This window comes from Blastococcus sp. SYSU DS0669 (genome assembly GCF_054050895.1).
Genome location: NZ_JBJHAE010000003.1, coordinates 35959 through 52575, shown reverse-complemented (window position 1 = coordinate 52575; position 16617 = coordinate 35959). Strand labels below are relative to the sequence as shown.

General features: G+C 74.8%; 17 protein-coding genes. 4 read left to right on the top strand and 13 right to left on the bottom strand.

The features are described 5' to 3' along the window. Positions 1 to 61: 61 nt before the first annotated feature. Both ACI792_RS04985 and ACI792_RS04980 read right to left on the bottom strand, forming a co-directional pair. Positions 62 to 2422, bottom strand: a complete 2361-nt coding sequence (locus ACI792_RS04985) for a glycoside hydrolase family 65 protein (RefSeq protein WP_456601602.1) — start codon at positions 2420 to 2422, stop codon at positions 62 to 64. Beyond that, positions 2419 to 3162, bottom strand: coding sequence for a beta-phosphoglucomutase family hydrolase (locus ACI792_RS04980; protein WP_456601601.1), 744 nt, complete (start codon positions 3160 to 3162; stop codon positions 2419 to 2421). Before ACI792_RS04980 ends, ACI792_RS04985 begins: the two co-directional genes overlap by 4 nt. Before the next feature lie 167 nt (positions 3163 to 3329). Here ACI792_RS04980 and ACI792_RS04975 point away from each other — a divergent pair, with 167 nt between their 5' ends. Both ACI792_RS04975 and ACI792_RS04970 read left to right on the top strand, forming a co-directional pair. Further along, positions 3330 to 3875, top strand: a complete 546-nt coding sequence (locus tag ACI792_RS04975) for a YbhB/YbcL family Raf kinase inhibitor-like protein (RefSeq protein ID WP_456601600.1) — start codon at positions 3330 to 3332, stop codon at positions 3873 to 3875. A gap of 115 nt (positions 3876 to 3990) precedes the next feature. Further along, the gene (locus ACI792_RS04970; RefSeq protein WP_456601599.1) at positions 3991 to 4902 is read left to right on the top strand and encodes a serine hydrolase; all 912 of its coding nucleotides are present in this window, start codon (positions 3991 to 3993) and stop codon (positions 4900 to 4902) included. 12 nt (positions 4903 to 4914) lie between these two features. Here ACI792_RS04970 and ACI792_RS04965 read toward each other — a convergent pair whose 3' ends face one another. Continuing rightward, positions 4915 to 5724: a GNAT family N-acetyltransferase gene (locus ACI792_RS04965; RefSeq protein ID WP_456601598.1), complete on the bottom strand. Its 810-nt coding sequence runs from the start codon at positions 5722 to 5724 to the stop codon at positions 4915 to 4917. Positions 5725 to 5837: 113 nt separating this feature from the next. Here ACI792_RS04965 and coaA point away from each other — a divergent pair, with 113 nt between their 5' ends. Then, positions 5838 to 6800, top strand: coding sequence for a type I pantothenate kinase (gene coaA, locus ACI792_RS04960; protein ID WP_456601597.1), 963 nt, complete (start codon positions 5838 to 5840; stop codon positions 6798 to 6800). A gap of 203 nt (positions 6801 to 7003) precedes the next feature. Then, positions 7004 to 7195, top strand: a complete 192-nt coding sequence (locus ACI792_RS04955) for a DUF5999 family protein (protein ID WP_456581328.1) — start codon at positions 7004 to 7006, stop codon at positions 7193 to 7195. Between the two features lie 107 nt (positions 7196 to 7302). On the opposite strand, the gene gcvP is transcribed toward ACI792_RS04955, so the two are convergent. The 10 genes from gcvP to ACI792_RS04905 form a co-directional block, all read right to left on the bottom strand. Continuing rightward, complete coding sequence (gene gcvP, locus ACI792_RS04950) at positions 7303 to 10335, bottom strand: aminomethyl-transferring glycine dehydrogenase (protein WP_456601596.1); 3033 nt, start codon at positions 10333 to 10335, stop codon at positions 7303 to 7305. 53 nt (positions 10336 to 10388) lie between these two features. Then, positions 10389 to 10964 carry a MerR family transcriptional regulator gene (locus ACI792_RS04945; protein WP_456601595.1) on the bottom strand — a complete coding sequence of 192 codons (576 nt, stop codon included), beginning with the start codon at positions 10962 to 10964 and terminating at the stop codon, positions 10389 to 10391. Between the two features lie 202 nt (positions 10965 to 11166). Next, a complete protein-coding gene (locus ACI792_RS04940) occupies positions 11167 to 11658 on the bottom strand; it encodes a bifunctional nuclease family protein (protein WP_305999992.1) in 492 nt (163 codons plus the stop codon). 113 nt (positions 11659 to 11771) lie between these two features. Further along, positions 11772 to 12503, bottom strand: a complete 732-nt coding sequence (gene ftsR, locus ACI792_RS04935) for a transcriptional regulator FtsR (protein ID WP_456601594.1) — start codon at positions 12501 to 12503, stop codon at positions 11772 to 11774. Between the two features lie 72 nt (positions 12504 to 12575). Further along, positions 12576 to 13091 carry an oxoglutarate dehydrogenase inhibitor Odhl gene (gene odhI / locus ACI792_RS04930; protein ID WP_091932657.1) on the bottom strand — a complete coding sequence of 172 codons (516 nt, stop codon included), beginning with the start codon at positions 13089 to 13091 and terminating at the stop codon, positions 12576 to 12578. Between the two features lie 262 nt (positions 13092 to 13353). Then, a complete protein-coding gene (gene gcvH, locus ACI792_RS04925; protein ID WP_456581323.1) occupies positions 13354 to 13758 on the bottom strand; it encodes a glycine cleavage system protein GcvH in 405 nt (134 codons plus the stop codon). Between the two features lie 88 nt (positions 13759 to 13846). Continuing rightward, positions 13847 to 14620, bottom strand: coding sequence for a DUF881 domain-containing protein (locus ACI792_RS04920; RefSeq protein WP_456601593.1), 774 nt, complete (start codon positions 14618 to 14620; stop codon positions 13847 to 13849). Continuing rightward, entirely contained in the window at positions 14617 to 14949 is a 333-nt protein-coding gene (locus ACI792_RS04915) for a small basic family protein (protein WP_091932660.1), read from the bottom strand. Before ACI792_RS04915 ends, ACI792_RS04920 begins: the two co-directional genes overlap by 4 nt. A gap of 4 nt (positions 14950 to 14953) precedes the next feature. Next, the gene (locus ACI792_RS04910; RefSeq protein ID WP_456601592.1) at positions 14954 to 15853 is read right to left on the bottom strand and encodes a DUF881 domain-containing protein; all 900 of its coding nucleotides are present in this window, start codon (positions 15851 to 15853) and stop codon (positions 14954 to 14956) included. Beyond that, positions 15850 to 16518 carry a CDP-alcohol phosphatidyltransferase family protein gene (locus ACI792_RS04905; RefSeq protein WP_456601591.1) on the bottom strand — a complete coding sequence of 223 codons (669 nt, stop codon included), beginning with the start codon at positions 16516 to 16518 and terminating at the stop codon, positions 15850 to 15852. The genes ACI792_RS04910 and ACI792_RS04905 overlap by 4 nt, the downstream gene beginning before the upstream one ends. Between the last annotated feature and the right edge of the window lie 99 nt (positions 16519 to 16617).

Sequence of the window (16617 nt, the reverse complement as noted above, 5' to 3'; positions counted from 1 at the left end):
ACCCCAGCCGGTGGTCGTCGTCCCAGCCGCGCGGGGCCGGGCTCCGCTCGCGCGGCGGCGGTCAGCCGCGCGAGCGCCGCCGCGGCTCGCAGCCGGGTGGCTGGCGCACCGGGTCGACGTCGGGCGGCGGCGGCAGCTCGAGCACCACGTCGTCGTGGTCGATGCGCACCTGCCGGCCGTGGTGGCTGATGTCGAGCGGATCGCCGTCCACCAGGCGGTAGGTCGCCTGGTCCCGCTCCACGGTGACGGTGAGCTTCCGGCCCCGGTAGACCACCCGGAAGCGCAGCCGGCTGATCCGCTCGGGCAGCCGCGGCGCGAAGGAGAGCCGGCCCCCGTGGTCCCGGAGCCCGCCGAAGCCGGCGACGGCGACTGTCCACCCCCCTGCCAGCGAGGCGATGTGCAGCCCGTGGCCGGAGTTGTGGTGCAGGTTCTGGATGTCGGTGAGCGCCGCCTCGGCCCAGTACTGGTGGGCGAGCTCCAGGTGGCCGGTCTCGGCGGCGACGACCCCCTGCTGGGTCGCCGACAGCGACGAGTCGCGGGTGGTGCGCTGCTCGTAGTAGGCGAAGTCCGCGATCTTCTCCTCGAGGGTGAACGCGTCGCCCCGCAGGTGCAGGGCCATCACCAGGTCGGCCTGCTTGACCACCTGCTTCCGGTACAGCTCGAAGTAAGGGTAGTTCAGCAGCAGCGGGTAGTGCTCGCGCGGCGTGCCGGCGAAGTCCCACTCCTCGTGGTGGGTGAAGCCGTCGGACTGCATGTGCACGCCACGCTGGGTGTCGTAGGGCACCGCCATGAGCGCCGCCCCGCGCAGCCACTCCTCCACCTCCTCGTCGGTGACCTGCAACCGGGTCGCCACGGCGGGCTGCCGACGCACCGCGGCGGCGGCCTCCTGCAGGTTCCGCTGCGCCATGAGGTTGGTGTAGACGTTGTTGTCGACGACGGCCGTGTACTCGTCGGGCCCGGTCACCCCGTCGATCCGGAAGCCGTGCTCGGTGTCGAAGTGACCGAGCGAGGCCCACAGCCGGGCGGTCTCGATGAGCAGCTCGGCGCCGTAGTCGCGGTCGAAGGCGTCGTCCAGCGTGGCGTCGTGGTAGCGGACGACGGCGTCGGCGATGTCGGCGTTGATGTGGAAGGCGGCCGTGCCCGCGGGCCAGTAGCCCGACGTCTCCTCGCCCCGGATCGTCCGCCACGGGAACGCGGCCCCGCGCAGGCCCAGCACGCGGGCGCGCTCACGGGCCAGGCCCAGGGTGGTGTGCCGCCAGATCAGCGCGTCTCGGGCGGCGTGCGGCGCGGTGTAGGTGAGCACCGGCAGCACGTAGGTCTCGGTGTCCCAGAAGGTGTGCCCGTCGTAGCCGGGCCCGGTCAGCCCCTTGGCCGGGATCGCCTGCCGCTCGGCGCGGAGCCCCGCCTGCAGGACGTGGAACATGCCCACCCGCACGGCCTGCTGCAGCTCGTCGTCGCCCACCACCTCGACGTCGGCCTCGTCCCAGTGCTGGGCCAGGAGCTCGCGCTGCTCGCGGAGCAGGCGCTCGAAGCCGGCGAGCTTCGCCGTCGCCAGCGCCGCCTCCACCTGGTCGCGCAGCGCCGCGCCCGAGCGGCGCGAGGACCAGCCGTAGGCGAGGAACTTGATGATCTTCATCGAGCCCCCGGGCGGGATGCGGGCCGCGAGGGTGTACCGGGCCAGGTCGCCGACGGCCTCGATGTCCTCGGTGCAGCTGTCGGGGACCTCGATCAGGTGGTCCATGCCGGCCGCCATGCGCAGCTGGCTGCGCTTCGTGCGGTGCACCAGCACCGCGCGGCGGCCCCGGCCGGCGGCGAGCTCGCACTGCAGCGGGCGGGCCAGGGCGGCAGCACCACGCGGGTCGCGGTCGCCGTCGGGGGCGCCGTCCTCGTTGGCCAGCAGGTCCGACTGCAGGGCGACGTAGAGGTCGCCGAGGTCGTCGGTGACCTCCACCTGGTACTCGATCGCGGCGATCGACCGGCGGGCCAGCGACACCAGGCGCGTGCTGGTCACCCGCACGGTCCGGCCGCTGGGCGAGCGCCACTCCGTGGACCGGCGCAGCACCCCGGCCCGCAGGTCCAGGGTGCGCCGGTGGTCGATGACCTCGCCGTAGTTGAGGTCCAGCGGCGAGTCCTTCACCAGCAGCCGGATCAGCTTGCCGTCGGTCACGTTGACGACGGTCTGCCCCATCTCCGGGAAGCCGTAGCCCGCCTCGGCGTAGGGCAGCGGCCGCTCCTCGAAGAAGCCGTTGAGGTAGGTGCCGGGGACGACGACCGGCTCGCCCTCCTCCAGCGAGCCGCGCATGCCCAGGTGCCCGTTGGCCAGGGCGAAGACCGATTCGTGCACCCCGAGGCTGCCGTGGTCCATCCCGACCTCGGTGAGCGCCCACGGCTGGACCGGGAAGACCGCCCGCCCCTCGGTCATGGTCGCTCCAGCAGCTCGGCCAGGTCGGTCACGACGACGTCGGCCCCGGCCTCGCGCAGCCCCTCGGCGTGCCCCACGCGGTCGACGCCGACGACGTGGGCGAACCCGCCCGCGCGCCCGGCGGCCACCCCGGCCAGGGCGTCCTCGAAGACGACGGCCTCCCGCGGGCTCACCCCCAGGGCGTGCGCGCCGGCCAGGAAGGTGTCGGGCGCGGGCTTGCCCGCCAGCCCCCGCTCCCGCGCGACGACGCCGTCCACCCGGGTGTCGATCAGGTCGGCGAAGCCGCCGGCGGCCACCACCTGCTCGCCGTTGGCCGAGGCGGTCACCACCGCGGTGGCCAGGCCCGCCTCCTTCACCGCCCGCAGGTAGCGCACCGAGCCCTCGTACACCTCGACGCCGTGCTCCTCGAGCTCCCGCTGCACCAGGTCGTTCTTGCGGGTGGCCACCCCCTGCACCGTCTCGGCGTCCGGGGGGTCGCCGAGCTCGCCCTCGGGCAGGACGATGCCCCGGCTGGCGAGGAAGTCGCGGACGCCGTCGGCCCGCGGCTTGCCGTCGACGTACCGGTTGTAGTCGTCCTGGGTGAACTCCGGTGCCGCCGGGTCGTGCGCCCGCAGGAACTCGTCGAAGGTCCGCTTCCAGGCCGCCATGTGGACCGTGGCGGTCCGGGTGAGGACGCCGTCGAGGTCGAACAGGCAGGCCCGGACGCCGCCGGGGAGGCCGACCGATCGGGTGGTGGACACGACGCGACGCTACCGGCGCCGGGCGCTGCGCACGTCCTGGGACGGCGCCCGGGCGCGCTGCGGGCGTCCGGCCCGACGGGCGCCGGGCGGTGGAGCTGCCTAGGGTCCGACGGGGACGCTCCGGCGGCCCCGCCCATCGACCGACCGCCCCGAGGGAGAGGACCACCATGGCCGACCGGCCCACCCCGCCCAACCCCTACGACTTCCTGCCGCAGGTGCCGGGCTTCACCGTGACCAGCAGCGACCTGTCCGACGGGCAGGCCATGGCGATGCCGCACGTCAGCGGTGTGATGGGCGCCGGCGGCGAGGACCGCTCCCCCCAGCTGTCGTGGTCCGGCTTCCCCGAGGGCACCCGCAGCTTCGCCGTCACCGTCTACGACCCGGACGCTCCGACCGCCAGCGGCTTCTGGCACTGGGCGGTGGCGAACATCCCCGCGTCGGTGACCGAGCTGCCCTCCGGCGCCGGCGACAAGGACGCCCCGCAGCTCCCCGAGGGAGCCGTGCAGCTGCGCAACGACGGCGGCTTCGCCGGGTACGTCGGCGCCGCTCCCCCGCCCGGGCACGGGCCGCACCGCTACTTCGTGGTGGTGCACGCGGTCGACACCGACCGGCTCGAGGTGGACGCGAGCACCACGCCAGCGGTGCTGGGCTTCAACCTGTTCTCGCACACGCTCGCCCGCGCGACCCTGGTGGCCACGTACGAGCAGGGCTGACCGGCCGCGTCCGCGCGTCTCCGCACCGCCACGGCCCGCCGCCGGCCGCTTGAACGTTGAAGCGGCCACCGTGGGGTGGGTGCGGCGGCCGCCGTCGGGTGGGTAGCTCCCCGCCATGGCGACGTCGTCCCCCCGCCCGGGCCGGCGCGGCCCGGGGCGCGTGCGCCGGCTGCCCGTCCCCGGGCTGCTGGTGGCCCTGCTGGCCTCGTTGGTGGGCTCGTTGCTCGCGCCGGTCCCGGCCGCGGCCGCATGGCCCTCGGCCCAGGAGGTCGTCTCGGCCATGACGGCGGCCTACGGCACGCAGGGCACGCTGGCGGTGGCGGTCGCCCGGCAGCCCGACCCGACGGGCGGCCGCTCGGCCCGGGCGGCGGAGGCGGCCACGGCGCGGGCGGCCGCGTTCCGGGCCGACAACGGCGACGTGGCCGGGCGGCCGATCCCGGGCGCGTCGATGGTGAAGCTGTACATGGCCGCGGACCTCCTGCACCGCGCCCGGACGGGGCGCCTGGCCCTGGACCGGGAGGACTTCGCGCTCCTGCAGGCGATGGTCCGGCGGTCCGACGACCCCGCGGCCTCGCAGCTGTGGGTGCGCTACGGGGGCGCGCAGATGGTGGTGGACGTCGCCGAGCGGTACGGCCTGAGCGCCACCAGCCCCCCGGCGGTGCCCGGCCAGTGGGGCCAGACCTTGACCAGCGCCCGCGACCTCGCCCGGTTCCTGTCGCTGCTGCCCACGGTCGCGCACCCCGCGGACGCCGCGGCCATCCTCGCGTGGATGCGGCTGGCCACGCCGATCGCGGCCGACGGCTTCGACCAGGAGTTCGGCGTCTTCGGCGCCGTCCCCGGGCGACCGGCGGTCAAGCAGGGGTGGATGTGCTGCGTCGCGGGGAACCGGCACCTGCACTCGGTCGGGGTGATCGGGCGCAAGGTCGTCGTGCTGCTCAGCGAGGTCCCCGCATCCGTGGGCTGGGACGCCGCCCGTGCCGCCCTCGACGCCGCGGCGGCGCAGCTGCCCACGCCGCGGGACTCCTGATCCTGCGCGGGCTCAGCCCGGCGGCAGCTCGGCCACGGCGGTGGTCGCGATGCGGGCGAAACCGATGCGCTCGTACACCCGCGCCACGTCGTCGTCACCGGCGGCCAGGAAGACCAGGTCCGCGGTCTCCCGGGCGTGCGCGGTCAGCGCCGAGGCGACGCCGGCGCCCAGCCCGCGGCCGCGCAGCCGCGGCAACGTCGCCACCCCGACGATCTCGCTCACCTCGGTGCCGTCGACGTCGAGGGGCTGGTGCGAGCCCACCGCGACCGGCTGGCCGTGGTCGATGGCGACCATCATGACGGTCCGCCCGTCGGCGATCCGCTCGCGCAGCACCTCGGTGCGGCGCACCGCCTCCGGCGACTCCTCCGGCGCCCTCTCCTCCACGTCGACGGCTCCCCCGGGGTGGGCGAAGCCGAGCGCGGCCACGTGCTGGTAGTGCGGCAGCTCCGGGTCCTCGGCGCCGACCAGGAAGAGGCGGACCCCCGCCGGCAGGACGACGTCGACGGGTTCGTCGGCCACGAGCAGCGGCAGCTCCTCGACGGCCATCCCTGCCGCACGGACGGCGGCCCCCACCTCCGGCGAGCACTCGGGGATCCACTCCAGGGCCGTCGGCAGGCCGGCCGCCCGCTGCAGCTCCAGGGCCGCCCGCACGTCCTCGGCGGTGACCTGGCCACCGTCGTGCCGGGGGCGGGCGGGGTAGGGCCAGGCGGGATCGGCGATCGGGACGTCGAGCGCCCCGGCGGTCTGGATCCGCGCGTCCGGCTGGGGCGCGGTGGCGAAGTAGCGCTCGATGCACTCGAGCAGCCCCGGGCGGGTCGGCACGGGGAAACACTAGACCGGCTCCGTCCCGTCGGGGCTCCGCACGCCCCCGGTACCCCGTGGCCCGACCCGCCTGGGTGACCCGCGCGCACCCCGCCCCGGGGGTGGACGGCACGATGGGGCGCGTGACGGCTGGGACTCGTGGCTCCATCTCGCCCTACGCGGTGTTCGACCGCGACTCGTGGCGAGCCCTGGCCGCGGGCTCGGTCCTGCCGCTGGACGCCGCCGAGCTGGAGACCCTCGCCTCCCTGGGTGACCGCATCGACCTGGACGAGGTCGCCACGGTCTACCTGCCGCTGGCCCGCCTGCTGAGCCTGCACGTGACCGCCAGCCGCCGCCTCTGGGCGGCGCAGAGCGAGTTCCTCGGCAACGCCACGGCCAAGGTGCCGTTCGTCATCGCCGTCGCCGGCAGCGTCGCCGTCGGGAAGAGCACGACCGCGCGCCTGCTGCAGACGCTGCTGGCGGCCACCCCCGGCGTCCCCCGGGTCGACCTGGTCACCACCGACGGCTTCCTGCTGCCCAACGCCGTGCTGCAGGAGCGCGGCCTGCTGGGGCGCAAGGGCTTCCCGGAGAGCTACGACCGGCGGGCGCTGCTGCGCTTCCTGGCCGACGTGAAGTCCGGGCGCGAGGAGGTCTTCGCGCCGGTGTACGACCACCAGTCCTACGACATCGTGCCCGGCCGCGTGCAGGCGGTGGACCGGCCGGACATCCTCGTGCTCGAGGGGCTGAACGTCCTGCAGGCGGGCCGGCGCACGGACGGGTCGGCCCCGGAGATCTTCCTCTCGGACTTCTTCGACTTCTCGGTCTACGTCGACGCGGCGGAGGCCGACATCCAGCGCTGGTACGTCGAGCGGTTCCAGGCCCTGCGCCGGACGGCGTTCCAGGACACCACGGCCTACTTCCACCGCTTCGCCGACCTCACCGACGACCAGGCCCGGGAGACGGCGCTGGGCATCTGGTCGGCGGTGAACGGCCCGAACCTCCGGGACAACATCGCCCCGACCCGGTCGCGGGCGCGGCTGGTGCTGCAGAAGTCCGCGGACCACTCGGTGCGCCGGGTGCTGCTGCGCAAGCTCTAGGCCCGACACGCCGCGGCCGAACCGGGCCGATGCCCGACGTGACCGGCGGCCATGGCAGGACCTGCCTACTCCTCCGGGTGGATTGGTGACCCGGCTCACGCGCTCTGCTTCAGGACGCGCGCACACCTGCCGAATCCAGGAGTCAGACGAGGGCGGTGCGCAACCCGACCGGTCGTCCTGGAAACCGACGAAGAGGAACCGTCATGTGCCACCACGCAACGCCCTGCCCCGACGTAGCCAGCGAGGCGCGCGACCTCGCCGCCGTGGTCAGCAGCCACCCCGAGCAGGGTTGGCGCCTCCTGTGCAACGGCGTCGTGCTCTTCGACGACGACGGCGAACTGCTCCCCGACGGCCGGGCCGTCCCCGACCACCACGTCTGGCTGGCCCCCGCCTGAGCGGCCCCCTGCAGGGTCCCGGAGGAGCACGTCGCGCCCCGACTGGAGGGCGCGACGCAGCGCGGTAGGCGCATCCGTGACCGGCACCCTGCCGCCGGGTGCCGACGCTAGGCCGGGGCCCCGACCACGTCGGCCGTCGTCCCGAGGTCGTCGGGGTGCCCCTGACCGCGTGAGGGCACCGCACCGTTCCCCGAGGGCGCGTGCGCGCCGAAGTCGTGGTCCTCGAACGCCTCCGGCGGCGGGCAGGAGCACACCAGGTTGCGGTCGCCGTAGGCCTGGTCGATGCGGCGGACGGGGCTGAGGTAGCTGCGGCCCTGCAGCGCACGCACCGGGTAGACCGCCTCCCTGCGCGGGTAGGGCCGCCCCCACTCCCCCGCCACCATCGCCAGGGTGTGCGGCGCGTTGCGCAGCGGGTTGTCGGTGCGGTCGTACTCCCCCGTCGCGACCTTCTCGATCTCCGCGCGGATCGCGACCATGGCGTCGACGAAGCGGTCGAGCTCCGCCTTGTCCTCGCTCTCGGTCGGCTCGACCATGAGCGTGCCGGCGACCGGGAAGCTCATGGTCGGGGCGTGGAAGCCGAAGTCGATCAGGCGCTTGGCGATGTCGTCGTTCGTCACGCCCGTCGCCTTGGTCAGCGGGCGGATGTCGAGGATGCACTCGTGGGCCACCAGCCCCGTGGCGCCGGTGTAGAGGACCGGGTAGTGGTCGCGCAGGCGGGCCGCGACGTAGTTGGCCGCCAGGATGGCGTGCTCGGTCGCCCGGGTCAGCCCGTCGGGCCCCATCAGCCGCATGTAGGCCCAGCTGATCGGCAGGATGCCCGCCGACCCCCAGGGCGCCGCGGAGACGACCGGGCCGGAGGCGCCGGTGTCCACGACCGGGTGCCCGGGCAGGAACGGCAGCAGGTGCTCGCGGACGGCGACCGGGCCGACCCCCGGGCCACCGCCGCCGTGCGGGATGCAGAACGTCTTGTGCAGGTTCAGGTGGCTGACGTCGGAGCCGAACCGGCCCGGGCGGGCGAGCCCGACGAGCGCGTTGAGGTTGGCGCCGTCGACGTACACCTGGCCGCCGGCGTCGTGCACCGCGGCGCAGATCTCCTGGATGTCGGCCTCGAACACCCCGTGCGTCGACGGGTAGGTGATCATGAGTCCCGCGAGCCGGTCGGCGTGCTGGTCGACCTTCGCGTGCAGGTCGGCGACGTCGACGTTCCCGGCCTCGTCGCAAGCCACGACGACGACGCGCATGCCGGCCATGACGGCGCTGGCGGCGTTGGTGCCGTGCGCCGAGCTCGGGATCAGGCAGACGTCGCGGTGGCCCTCGCCCCGCGAGCGGTGGTAGCCGCGGATGGCCAGGAGACCGGCGAACTCGCCCTGCGAGCCGGCGTTGGGCTGCACGCTCACCCCGGCGTAGCCGGTCACCTCGGCCAGCCCCGCGCACAGCTCGTCGATCAGCTGCCGGTAGCCGCGGGCCTGCTCGGCCGGGGCGAACGGGTGCAGGTGCGCGAACTCCGGCCAGGTGATCGCCGCCATCTCGGCCGCGGCGTTGAGCTTCATCGTGCAGGAACCCAGCGGGATCATCGTGCGGTCCAGCGCCAGGTCCTTGTCGCTCAGCGAGCGCAGGTAGCGCAGCATCGCCGTCTCCGAGCGGTGCGCGGAGAAGACCGGGTGGGTGAGGAACGGCGTCCGGCGGCGAAGCGCGGCCGGGAGAGCGTCGGCACCGGCGTCGTCGAGCGCCGTCTCGTCGGCGGGGACCCCGAAGGACTCGGCGACGGCGCGCAGGACGGCCGGCGTCGTCGTCTCGTCGCAGGCGACGGCGACCGTGTCGGCGTCGACCAGGCGCAGGTTGATCCGCCGCTGCGCCGCCGCGGCGACCACCTCGGCGGCGCGTCCGGGCACCGCCACCTCGACGGTGTCGAAGAAGTGCTCGTGCACGATCTCCAGCCCGCCGGCGCGCAACCAGCCGGCCAGCACCGTCGCGCCGCGGTGCACCCGGGCGGCGATGGCGGTGAGCCCCTCGGGGCCGTGGTAGACGGCGTAGGCGCCGGCCATGACGGCCAGGAGCACCTGCGCGGTGCAGATGTTGCTGGTCGCCTTCTCCCGGCGGATGTGCTGCTCGCGGGTCTGCAGCGCCAGCCGGTAGGCGACGTCGCCGTCGGCGTCCACCGAGACACCGACCAGGCGGCCGGGGAGCTGGCGGGCCAGCCCCTCGCGCACCGACAGGTAGCCGGCGTGCGGGCCGCCGTAGCCCATGGGGACGCCGAAGCGCTGGGACGTGCCGCAGGCGACGTCGGCGCCCCACTCCCCCGGCGCCTCCAGCAGGGTGAGTGCCAGCAGGTCGGCGGCGACGACGACGGCCGCGCCGGCCTCGTGCGCGGCGGCGGCGAGCGCGCGGTGGTCGCGGACGGCCCCGCTGGCGCCCGGGTAGGACAGCAGCACGCCGAACGCGCCGGCCTCGGGCAGGTCGGTGGGCCAGCCGGCGGAGAGGTCGGCGACGTGCAGCCGGATGCCCAGCGGCTCGGCGCGGGTCTGCAGCACGCCCAGCGTCTGCGGCAGCGTGTCCCGGTCGACGACGAAGACGGCGTCACCCTTCGCCCTGCCGGCCCGGCGGACCAGGGTCATCGCCTCGGCGGCCGCGGTCGCCTCGTCGAGCATCGAGGCGCCGGCCACGGGCAGCCCGGTCAGGTCGGCGACCGTCGTCTGGAAGTTGATCAGCGCCTCCAGGCGGCCCTGGCTGATCTCGGGCTGGTAGGGCGTGTAGGCGGTGTACCAGGCCGGGTTCTCCAGCACCGTGCGCTGGATGACCGGTGGGGTGATCGTGCCCGAGTAGCCCAGGCCGATCATCGAGGTGAAGACCTCGTTGGCGGCCGCGCGCTCGCGCAGCAGCGCGAGGACGGCGGCCTCGCTCTCGGCGGGCGGCAGGTCCAGTGGCGCGCGGTCGCGCACGCCCTCGGGGACGCAGGCGTCGACGAGCGACTCCAGCGACGGGTGGCCGACGACCTCGAGCATCGCCGCGGTGTCGTCCGGCCGGGGACCGATGTGCCGCCCGGCGAAGGACCCGGCGGTGTCGAGGGCGTTCAGCGAGGGCAGCGGTCCGGCGATCGGCGTGGTGGCCTCACCCGTGGACGCGGCAGCGCGGTCGGTCACTGCTCGGACGGTACCAGCGAGCGTTCCCGGCGAGCGCGCGCCCGGAGGACGACCTAGGCCGTCGCCACCCGGCGCCGGCGGCGCAACGACAGCTCGTCGTCCGACGGGACGACCTGACCGCCGTCGATCCGCTCCGCGGGCAGCTCGGCCAGCTCGCCGGAGAGCTCCCGCAGGGCCCCGGAGACCGCGATGCCGAACACGCCCTGGCCGCCGGCGAGCAGGTCGACGACCTCCTCGGCGGAGGTGCACTCGTACACGGTCGCGCCGTCGGAGAAGAGGGTGACGTTGGCCAGCTCCTTCACCCCGCGCTGGCGGAGGTGGTCGACGGCCTTGCGGATGTTCTGCAGCGAGACGCCGGTGTCCAGCAGCCGCTTGACGACCTTGAGCACCAGGATGTCGCGGAAGGAGTAGAGCCGCTGGGTGCCCGAGCCGGTGGCGCTGCGCACCGACGGGGACACCAGGCCCGTGCGCGCCCAGTAGTCCAGCTGGCGGTAGGTGATGCCGGCGGCGGCGCAGGCGGTCGGACCGCGGTAGCCGACCAGGTCGGTGTCGACCTCGTCGTACTGCGGCGCACCGACGGCGGCATCGCTGAACAGCTGACCTTGCGAGCCGTTGCCCTGGTCGCTCACGTCCGGCGTCCTCCTCTGTCCCGCCACAGCCGCGGCGGTAGACGGTTCGGCACCCGTCACCTCAGGTGTCACACCGTTGTCGTTCGCCGACGGTAAGCCGGGCCCGGAGGCCGGTCAACTGAGCGGTGCGGCGTGTCGCCACACCAGCCCCATTTCGGGTGACGGATGCGGCGCGCCTGCCGATACCTACCCGATGGGCCCTCTAAGCGGGCCCGCCGCCGGAGCCGGAGCCGGCCCCGAAGTCCTCCGGCGAGATCTGGTCGAGGAACTCGCGGAACTTCTCGACCTCGTCCTCCTGCTCGTCGGGGATCTCGATGCCCACCTCGTCGAGGAGGTCGTCGGCGCCGAAGATCGGCGCCCCGGTGCGCACCGCGAGCGCCACCGCGTCGGAGGGGCGGGCGCTCACGATGCGGTCGTCGCCGAAGACGAGCTCGGCGATGTAGATGCCGTCGCGCATCTCGGTGATGTTGACCGCCTCCAGCTCGGCTCCCAGCGTGCGCACGACCTCGCGCAGCAGGTCGTGGGTCATCGGGCGGGCCGGGCGCACGCCCTGCTGCTCGAACGCGATCGCGGCCGCCTCGACGGCGCCGATCCAGATCGGCAGGTAGCGCTCCCCCTGCGTCTCCTTGAGCAGCAGGATCGGCTGGTTGCCGGGCAGTTCGACGCGGACGCCGACGACTCGAAGCTCCTGCACGGTGCGGCTCCCTCGGCTGCGGCCCGGGTTCGGGCGGGACGGTGTGGTCAGGCGGCCGGTGACGCGTCGACCCGGCGGCGGGCCGGACCGCGACGGCTCAACGGTACGCCCGCTCAGGGGCGGAGGAGGTCCCGCAGGCGCGTCTCGAGCAGGGCGGTGTGCAGCTGCGCGGAGAGCGCGGCCAGCTCCTGCAGCTTCTCGGTGGCGCGCGTGCGCGCCTCCTCGGAGCGCGCCCGCAGCACCGGGGCGACGAGCTGCTCGACGAGCCCCGCCTCGCGCTCCACGGCGCTGCGGTAGACCCGCAGGTGCCGCGGCTCGATGCCGTGCCGGGCGAGCCCGGCGGCCGCGCGCGCGATGGGGAGGTCCGCGGCGGGGTGCCGGCCCTCGGCGTCGGTGGAGAGGAGCCCGAACTGCACGCAGTCGGCCAGCTGCCCGGGCTCCAGCCCGGCGGCCCGCGCGAACTGCTCGGCGGTCAGCGGCGCCGTCGCCCCCTCCTCGGTGGAGGCGGGGGGCAACGGCGCGGAGCCGCTCGTGCCGGGCAGCGGCTCCCCGCGGTCGAGGGCGTCGAGGTGGTCCTTGATCACCCGCAGCGGCAGGTAGTGGTCCCGCTGGGCGGTCAGCACGTAGCGCAGCCGGCTGACGTCGGCCCGCGAGAACTTCCGGTAGCCCGACGGCGTGCGCTGCGGGTGGACCAGGTCCTCGGACTCCAGGTAGCGGATCTTGCTGATCGTCACGTCGGGGAAGTCGTCGCGCAGCACCGCCAGCACCTCGCCGATGGTCAGGCGGGGTGCGTGCTGGTCGCCGGCGTCCCCGAGCGCACGCTCGCGCTCGGGCACGGCGGTCACGCCCCTCTCTCCCCGGGACCGCGTCTGGGCGTCCCGGTCCGCGGTCCCGACATGCGCAGAATCGCCGGTCGGCTAGCGCGCGGCCGGCTCGCCGGTGCGCGGGCCGGTCAGGTACACCAGGCGGAACTTGCCGATCTGCACCTCGTCGCCACCGGCGAGGGTGGCGACGTCGACCGGCTCGCGGTTGACGTAGGTGCCGTTCAGGCTGCCGACGTCGTGCACCGAGAAGCCGCCGCCCTCGCGGTGGAACTCGACGTGCCGGCGGCTGACCGTGACGTCGTCCAGGAAGATGTCGCTGTCGGGGTGCCGGCCGGCGGTGGTGACGTCCTGGTCGAGCAGGAACCGGCTGCCGGCGTTGGGGCCGCGCTTGACCACCAGCAGCGCCGATCCGGCGGGCAGCGACTCGACGGCGCCCGCGTGCGCGTCGGCCGCCTCCACCGCCTCCGGCTGGTCGCCGGTGTCCTCGCCGCCGACCTTCGGGATCACGCTCGTGGCCTCGCCCACGCGCTCCGGGGAGAGCGCCGCACCGCACTGCGCGCAGAAGCGACTGCCCTCGGGGTTCTCGTGGCCACATCGAGTGCAGTGCACGTTGCGTCTCCTCCGGTGCGAGGGGCCCGCCGCGGACCTGGAACGGGCCGCGGGCGGCCGGCGGACGGTGGGCCGGGCGGCCCGCCGTGGGTCGGCCGCCGCGGGTGGGCGGCGGACCGTGGGTCATGGAACCAGCCGGTCGGCCCGAGGGTCAACCGGAGGTGCAGGGCCGGGGGGCGGCTTCGCCGCAGGTCCCCCGCTGTTCTTCGCCCCGCAGCGATCATAGTGATCGATCGCCGCAGTCAGCCTCCCGGCGGGCCGGTCACGTGCCGTCGACCACGGCCTGGTACGCGTCGGCGTCGAGCAGCTGCCCGGTGGGGTCGCCGCCCTCCCCCTGCACCGCGATGTCGACCAGCCAGCCCTCGCCGTACGGGTCGGCGTTGATGGTCTCCGGCGCGTCGGTCAGGCGGTCGTTGACCGCGGCCACCACCCCGGCGACGGGCGCGTAGACGTCGGAGACGCTCTTGGTCGACTCCACCTCGCCGATCGGCGTGCCGGGGGCGACCTCGGCCCCCACCTCGGGCAGCTGCACGAAGACGATGTCCCCGAGCGCGTCCTGGGCGTGGTCGGTGATGCCGACCCGGACGACGGTCGACGTGCCGTCGGTCCCCTGCACCATCGCCCACTCGTGCTGGTCGGTGTAGCGGCGGTCGTCGGGCGTGCTCATGCGGCGGTCGTCTCCCGGTGAGGTGGTGCAACGGCCTCGGCGCAGGGCCCCACCTCGAGCGGAGCGGGAGGTGGGGGCACCGAGATCCCTAGTCGGTTGTGGGCGAAGCGTATTGAGGGCGGTCGAGCGGCCGCAATGCGTCCACGAGGAGCTCGGGCGACTGCACGATGTCCACGGAGCCGCCGCGGCGCTCGATGCGCTGCACGACCCCGCCGGGGATGTTCATGGCGGTCTCCATGCCCTGGGGGTCGCCGAGGACGACGAACTCGTACGGCGAGCGCAACGCCTCGCCGTCGACGCGGAGGTCGCCGGTGGCGCCGGTGACGGCGGTGGAGAGCCCGATCCGGACGCCGTCGACCTGCATGGTCTCCGCGCCGGCCGCGCGCAGCTCCTGCACCACGTCGAGCAGGTCGGGCACCCGCACCTCGCCCGTGGGGTCGGCGATGCTCAAGGTGAGCCCCGGCCCCTGGGCCGGCAGCGTGCCGTTGAGGATGCCGAGGGCCTCGGCCCTCCGGCGGGCCTCCTCCAGCGCGGCACCGGTCCGGCTGCCGGAGCCGTTGAGCTCGCGCAGCGCAGCCCGCTGGTCGGTGAGCTGTGCCCGCAGCCGTTCCTCGCGGCTGTTGAGCTCGTCGAGAATGCGCACGAGGTCCTCCTCGCGCGCGCCGGCCAGCATCTGGGCCTCGTCGGCGTTGCGCACCTGCACCGCGAGCGCGAAGCCCAGCAGCAGGGTGAGCACGCCGATGAGCGCCGCCGCGAGAGGGTCCCGCCCCCGCCGCCGCACCGTGGTGGCTTCGCCCGCGACCGTCTCCGCGGGTGGGTTCTCGCCGGGGTGCGACGGCCCGGGCCGCCCCGCACCGGTCATGCGCGGAAGACGTGCCGGCGGATCGCCGCCGCGTTGCCGAAGATGCGGATGCCGAGGACGACGACCACCGCCGTCGACAGCTGGGCGCCGACGCCGAGCTGGTCGCCGAGGAAGACGATGAGCGCGGCCACCACCACGTTGGACACGAACGAGATGACGAAGACCTTGGCGTCGAAGATCCCGTCGAGCCGGGCGCGGAACCCGCCGAAGACGGCGTCGAGCGCGGCGACGACGGCGATCGGCAGGTAGGGCTGGAGCCAGAGCGGGACGGTGGGGTCGAAGACGAGGCCGAGCAGGACGCCCGCCGCCAGGCCGAGGATCGGGATCACGACGTCAGCCTCCGGGGCCGGGCTCGGCGCCGGTGGCCCGGCGGGGACTGGCGATCTCGGCGGAGCGGAGCTCCGGCGGGTTGGCGGCCGGCAGGGACAGCTCGTCCTCCTTGGCGAACACGAACTCAAGCCCCGTGGCGGCCGCGAACCCGGCGAGGTCGCGCACCTGGGGGTCGAGCAGGAAGTTCTGCGACAACGTGTCGGGGTCGCCGACGGCGCTGATGCGGTAGGGGCTGCTGACCGGGCGGAAGTTGACCAGCACCGCCTCGCCGGCGAACCGGATGGCGCTCGTGGGGCCCAGCCGCTGGCCGTTGATGCTGACCGCCTCCGCCCCGGCCGCCCAGAGTGCGTTGACGACCAGCTGCAGGTCGCCGTCGGCCACCTGGACCGCCTCGCTGCCGCCCGCGCCGCCGAGCGGGTCGTCGTCGGCATCGGCCTCCGCGTTGGCCAGCGTGACGAGCAGCCCCGGCCCGGTGACGGCGACGGCGGCGGTGGCCTGCTCGGCCCGTGCGAGGGCGTCGAGCGCCCGCTGCCCCACCGCGGTGGCGGCGAGCAGCTCGTCGCTGGTCCGGCTCACCTCGGCGCGCAGCTCCTCGAGGTCCGCGGCCAGCGCGTCGCTGAGCGCCGACTCGTCCTGGATGTCGCGGACGAGGGCCTCGCGGATCTCCTGCCGGCCCTCCGCCCGGGCGGCCGCCTGGTCGTAGGTGACCGCGGCCAGCAGCCCCGCGCCGGCCATGGTCAGCGCGACCAGCACCCGGCCACGGCCCCGGCGGGGTGGCGCCTCTCCCCCGGCCCTGCGGGCGGCGGCCTGCGCGTAGGCCGGGTCGAGGGTCTCGGCCAGCACGTCGTCCAGCAGGGAGGCGCCCAGGGAGCGGACACCGCCGGGCGGGCGCGCGCCGGTCACGGGGAGCTCCGGGTGGCCGCGGAGCGTTCCTCGGCCACGAGACCCACGACCTGGATCACGTAGAAGACGGCGGCCAGCAGGTAGAGCGCGGTGCCCCAGATGGTGAGGGCCCAGGCGAACGGCGCGGCGACGGTCGCCAGCGCGCCGTCCCCGTCGGCGACGAGCAGCACCGGGAAGGCGTAGAGCAGCAGGAGCGTGGCCGCCTTGCCCAGGTAGTGCACCTGCAGCGGCGGGTAGCCGTAGGCCCGCAGGACGAGCAGGAGCACGCCGAGCAGGAGCTCCCGGCCGACCAGCAGCGCCACCAGCCAGAGGGGCACGACCTCCCGCAGCGCCAGCGCGACCAGGGCCGAGACGATGTAGAGCCGGTCCGCCGCGGGGTCCAGCAGCGCACCGAGGCGGCTGCCCTGGTCCAGCCAGCGGGCGAGCTTGCCGTCGAGCCAGTCGGTGAAGCCGGACACCATGAGGACGACGAGCGCCCAGCCGTCCTCCTCCGGGCCGAGGAGCAGCCACAGGAAGAGCGGGACGCCGAGCAGCCGCAGCACCGAGAGCGCGTTCGGCAGGGTCCAGACGCGGTCCGGCAGCTTCTCGCGGTCGGGCAGGGACGCCCCCGTCGTCCGGGACGGGGGGACGGGTGCGGCGGCCGACGACCCGTTCGACGACGTCACGTTCCCTCCAAGCCCAGCACGACCGTGGCCGAGGCTAGTAGAAGGACCCCCTGCCCCCCACCACTCGCATGCTCGCGGCGGGTCCCTGCAGGGGGCCGG

Coding starts and splice junctions, on each gene's coding strand:
- ACI792_RS04985 (WP_456601602.1), bottom strand. CDS start 2,422: ATGACCGAGGGGCGGGCGGTCTTCCCGGTCCAGCCGTGGGCGCTCACC.
- ACI792_RS04975 (WP_456601600.1), top strand. CDS start 3,330: ATGGCCGACCGGCCCACCCCGCCCAACCCCTACGACTTCCTGCCGCAG.
- ACI792_RS04970 (WP_456601599.1), top strand. CDS start 3,991: ATGGCGACGTCGTCCCCCCGCCCGGGCCGGCGCGGCCCGGGGCGCGTG.
- coaA (WP_456601597.1), top strand. CDS start 5,838: ATGGGGCGCGTGACGGCTGGGACTCGTGGCTCCATCTCGCCCTACGCG.
- ACI792_RS04955 (WP_456581328.1), top strand. CDS start 7,004: ATGTGCCACCACGCAACGCCCTGCCCCGACGTAGCCAGCGAGGCGCGC.
- gcvH (WP_456581323.1), bottom strand. CDS start 13,758: ATGAGCACGCCCGACGACCGCCGCTACACCGACCAGCACGAGTGGGCG.
- ACI792_RS04920 (WP_456601593.1), bottom strand. CDS start 14,620: ATGACCGGTGCGGGGCGGCCCGGGCCGTCGCACCCCGGCGAGAACCCA.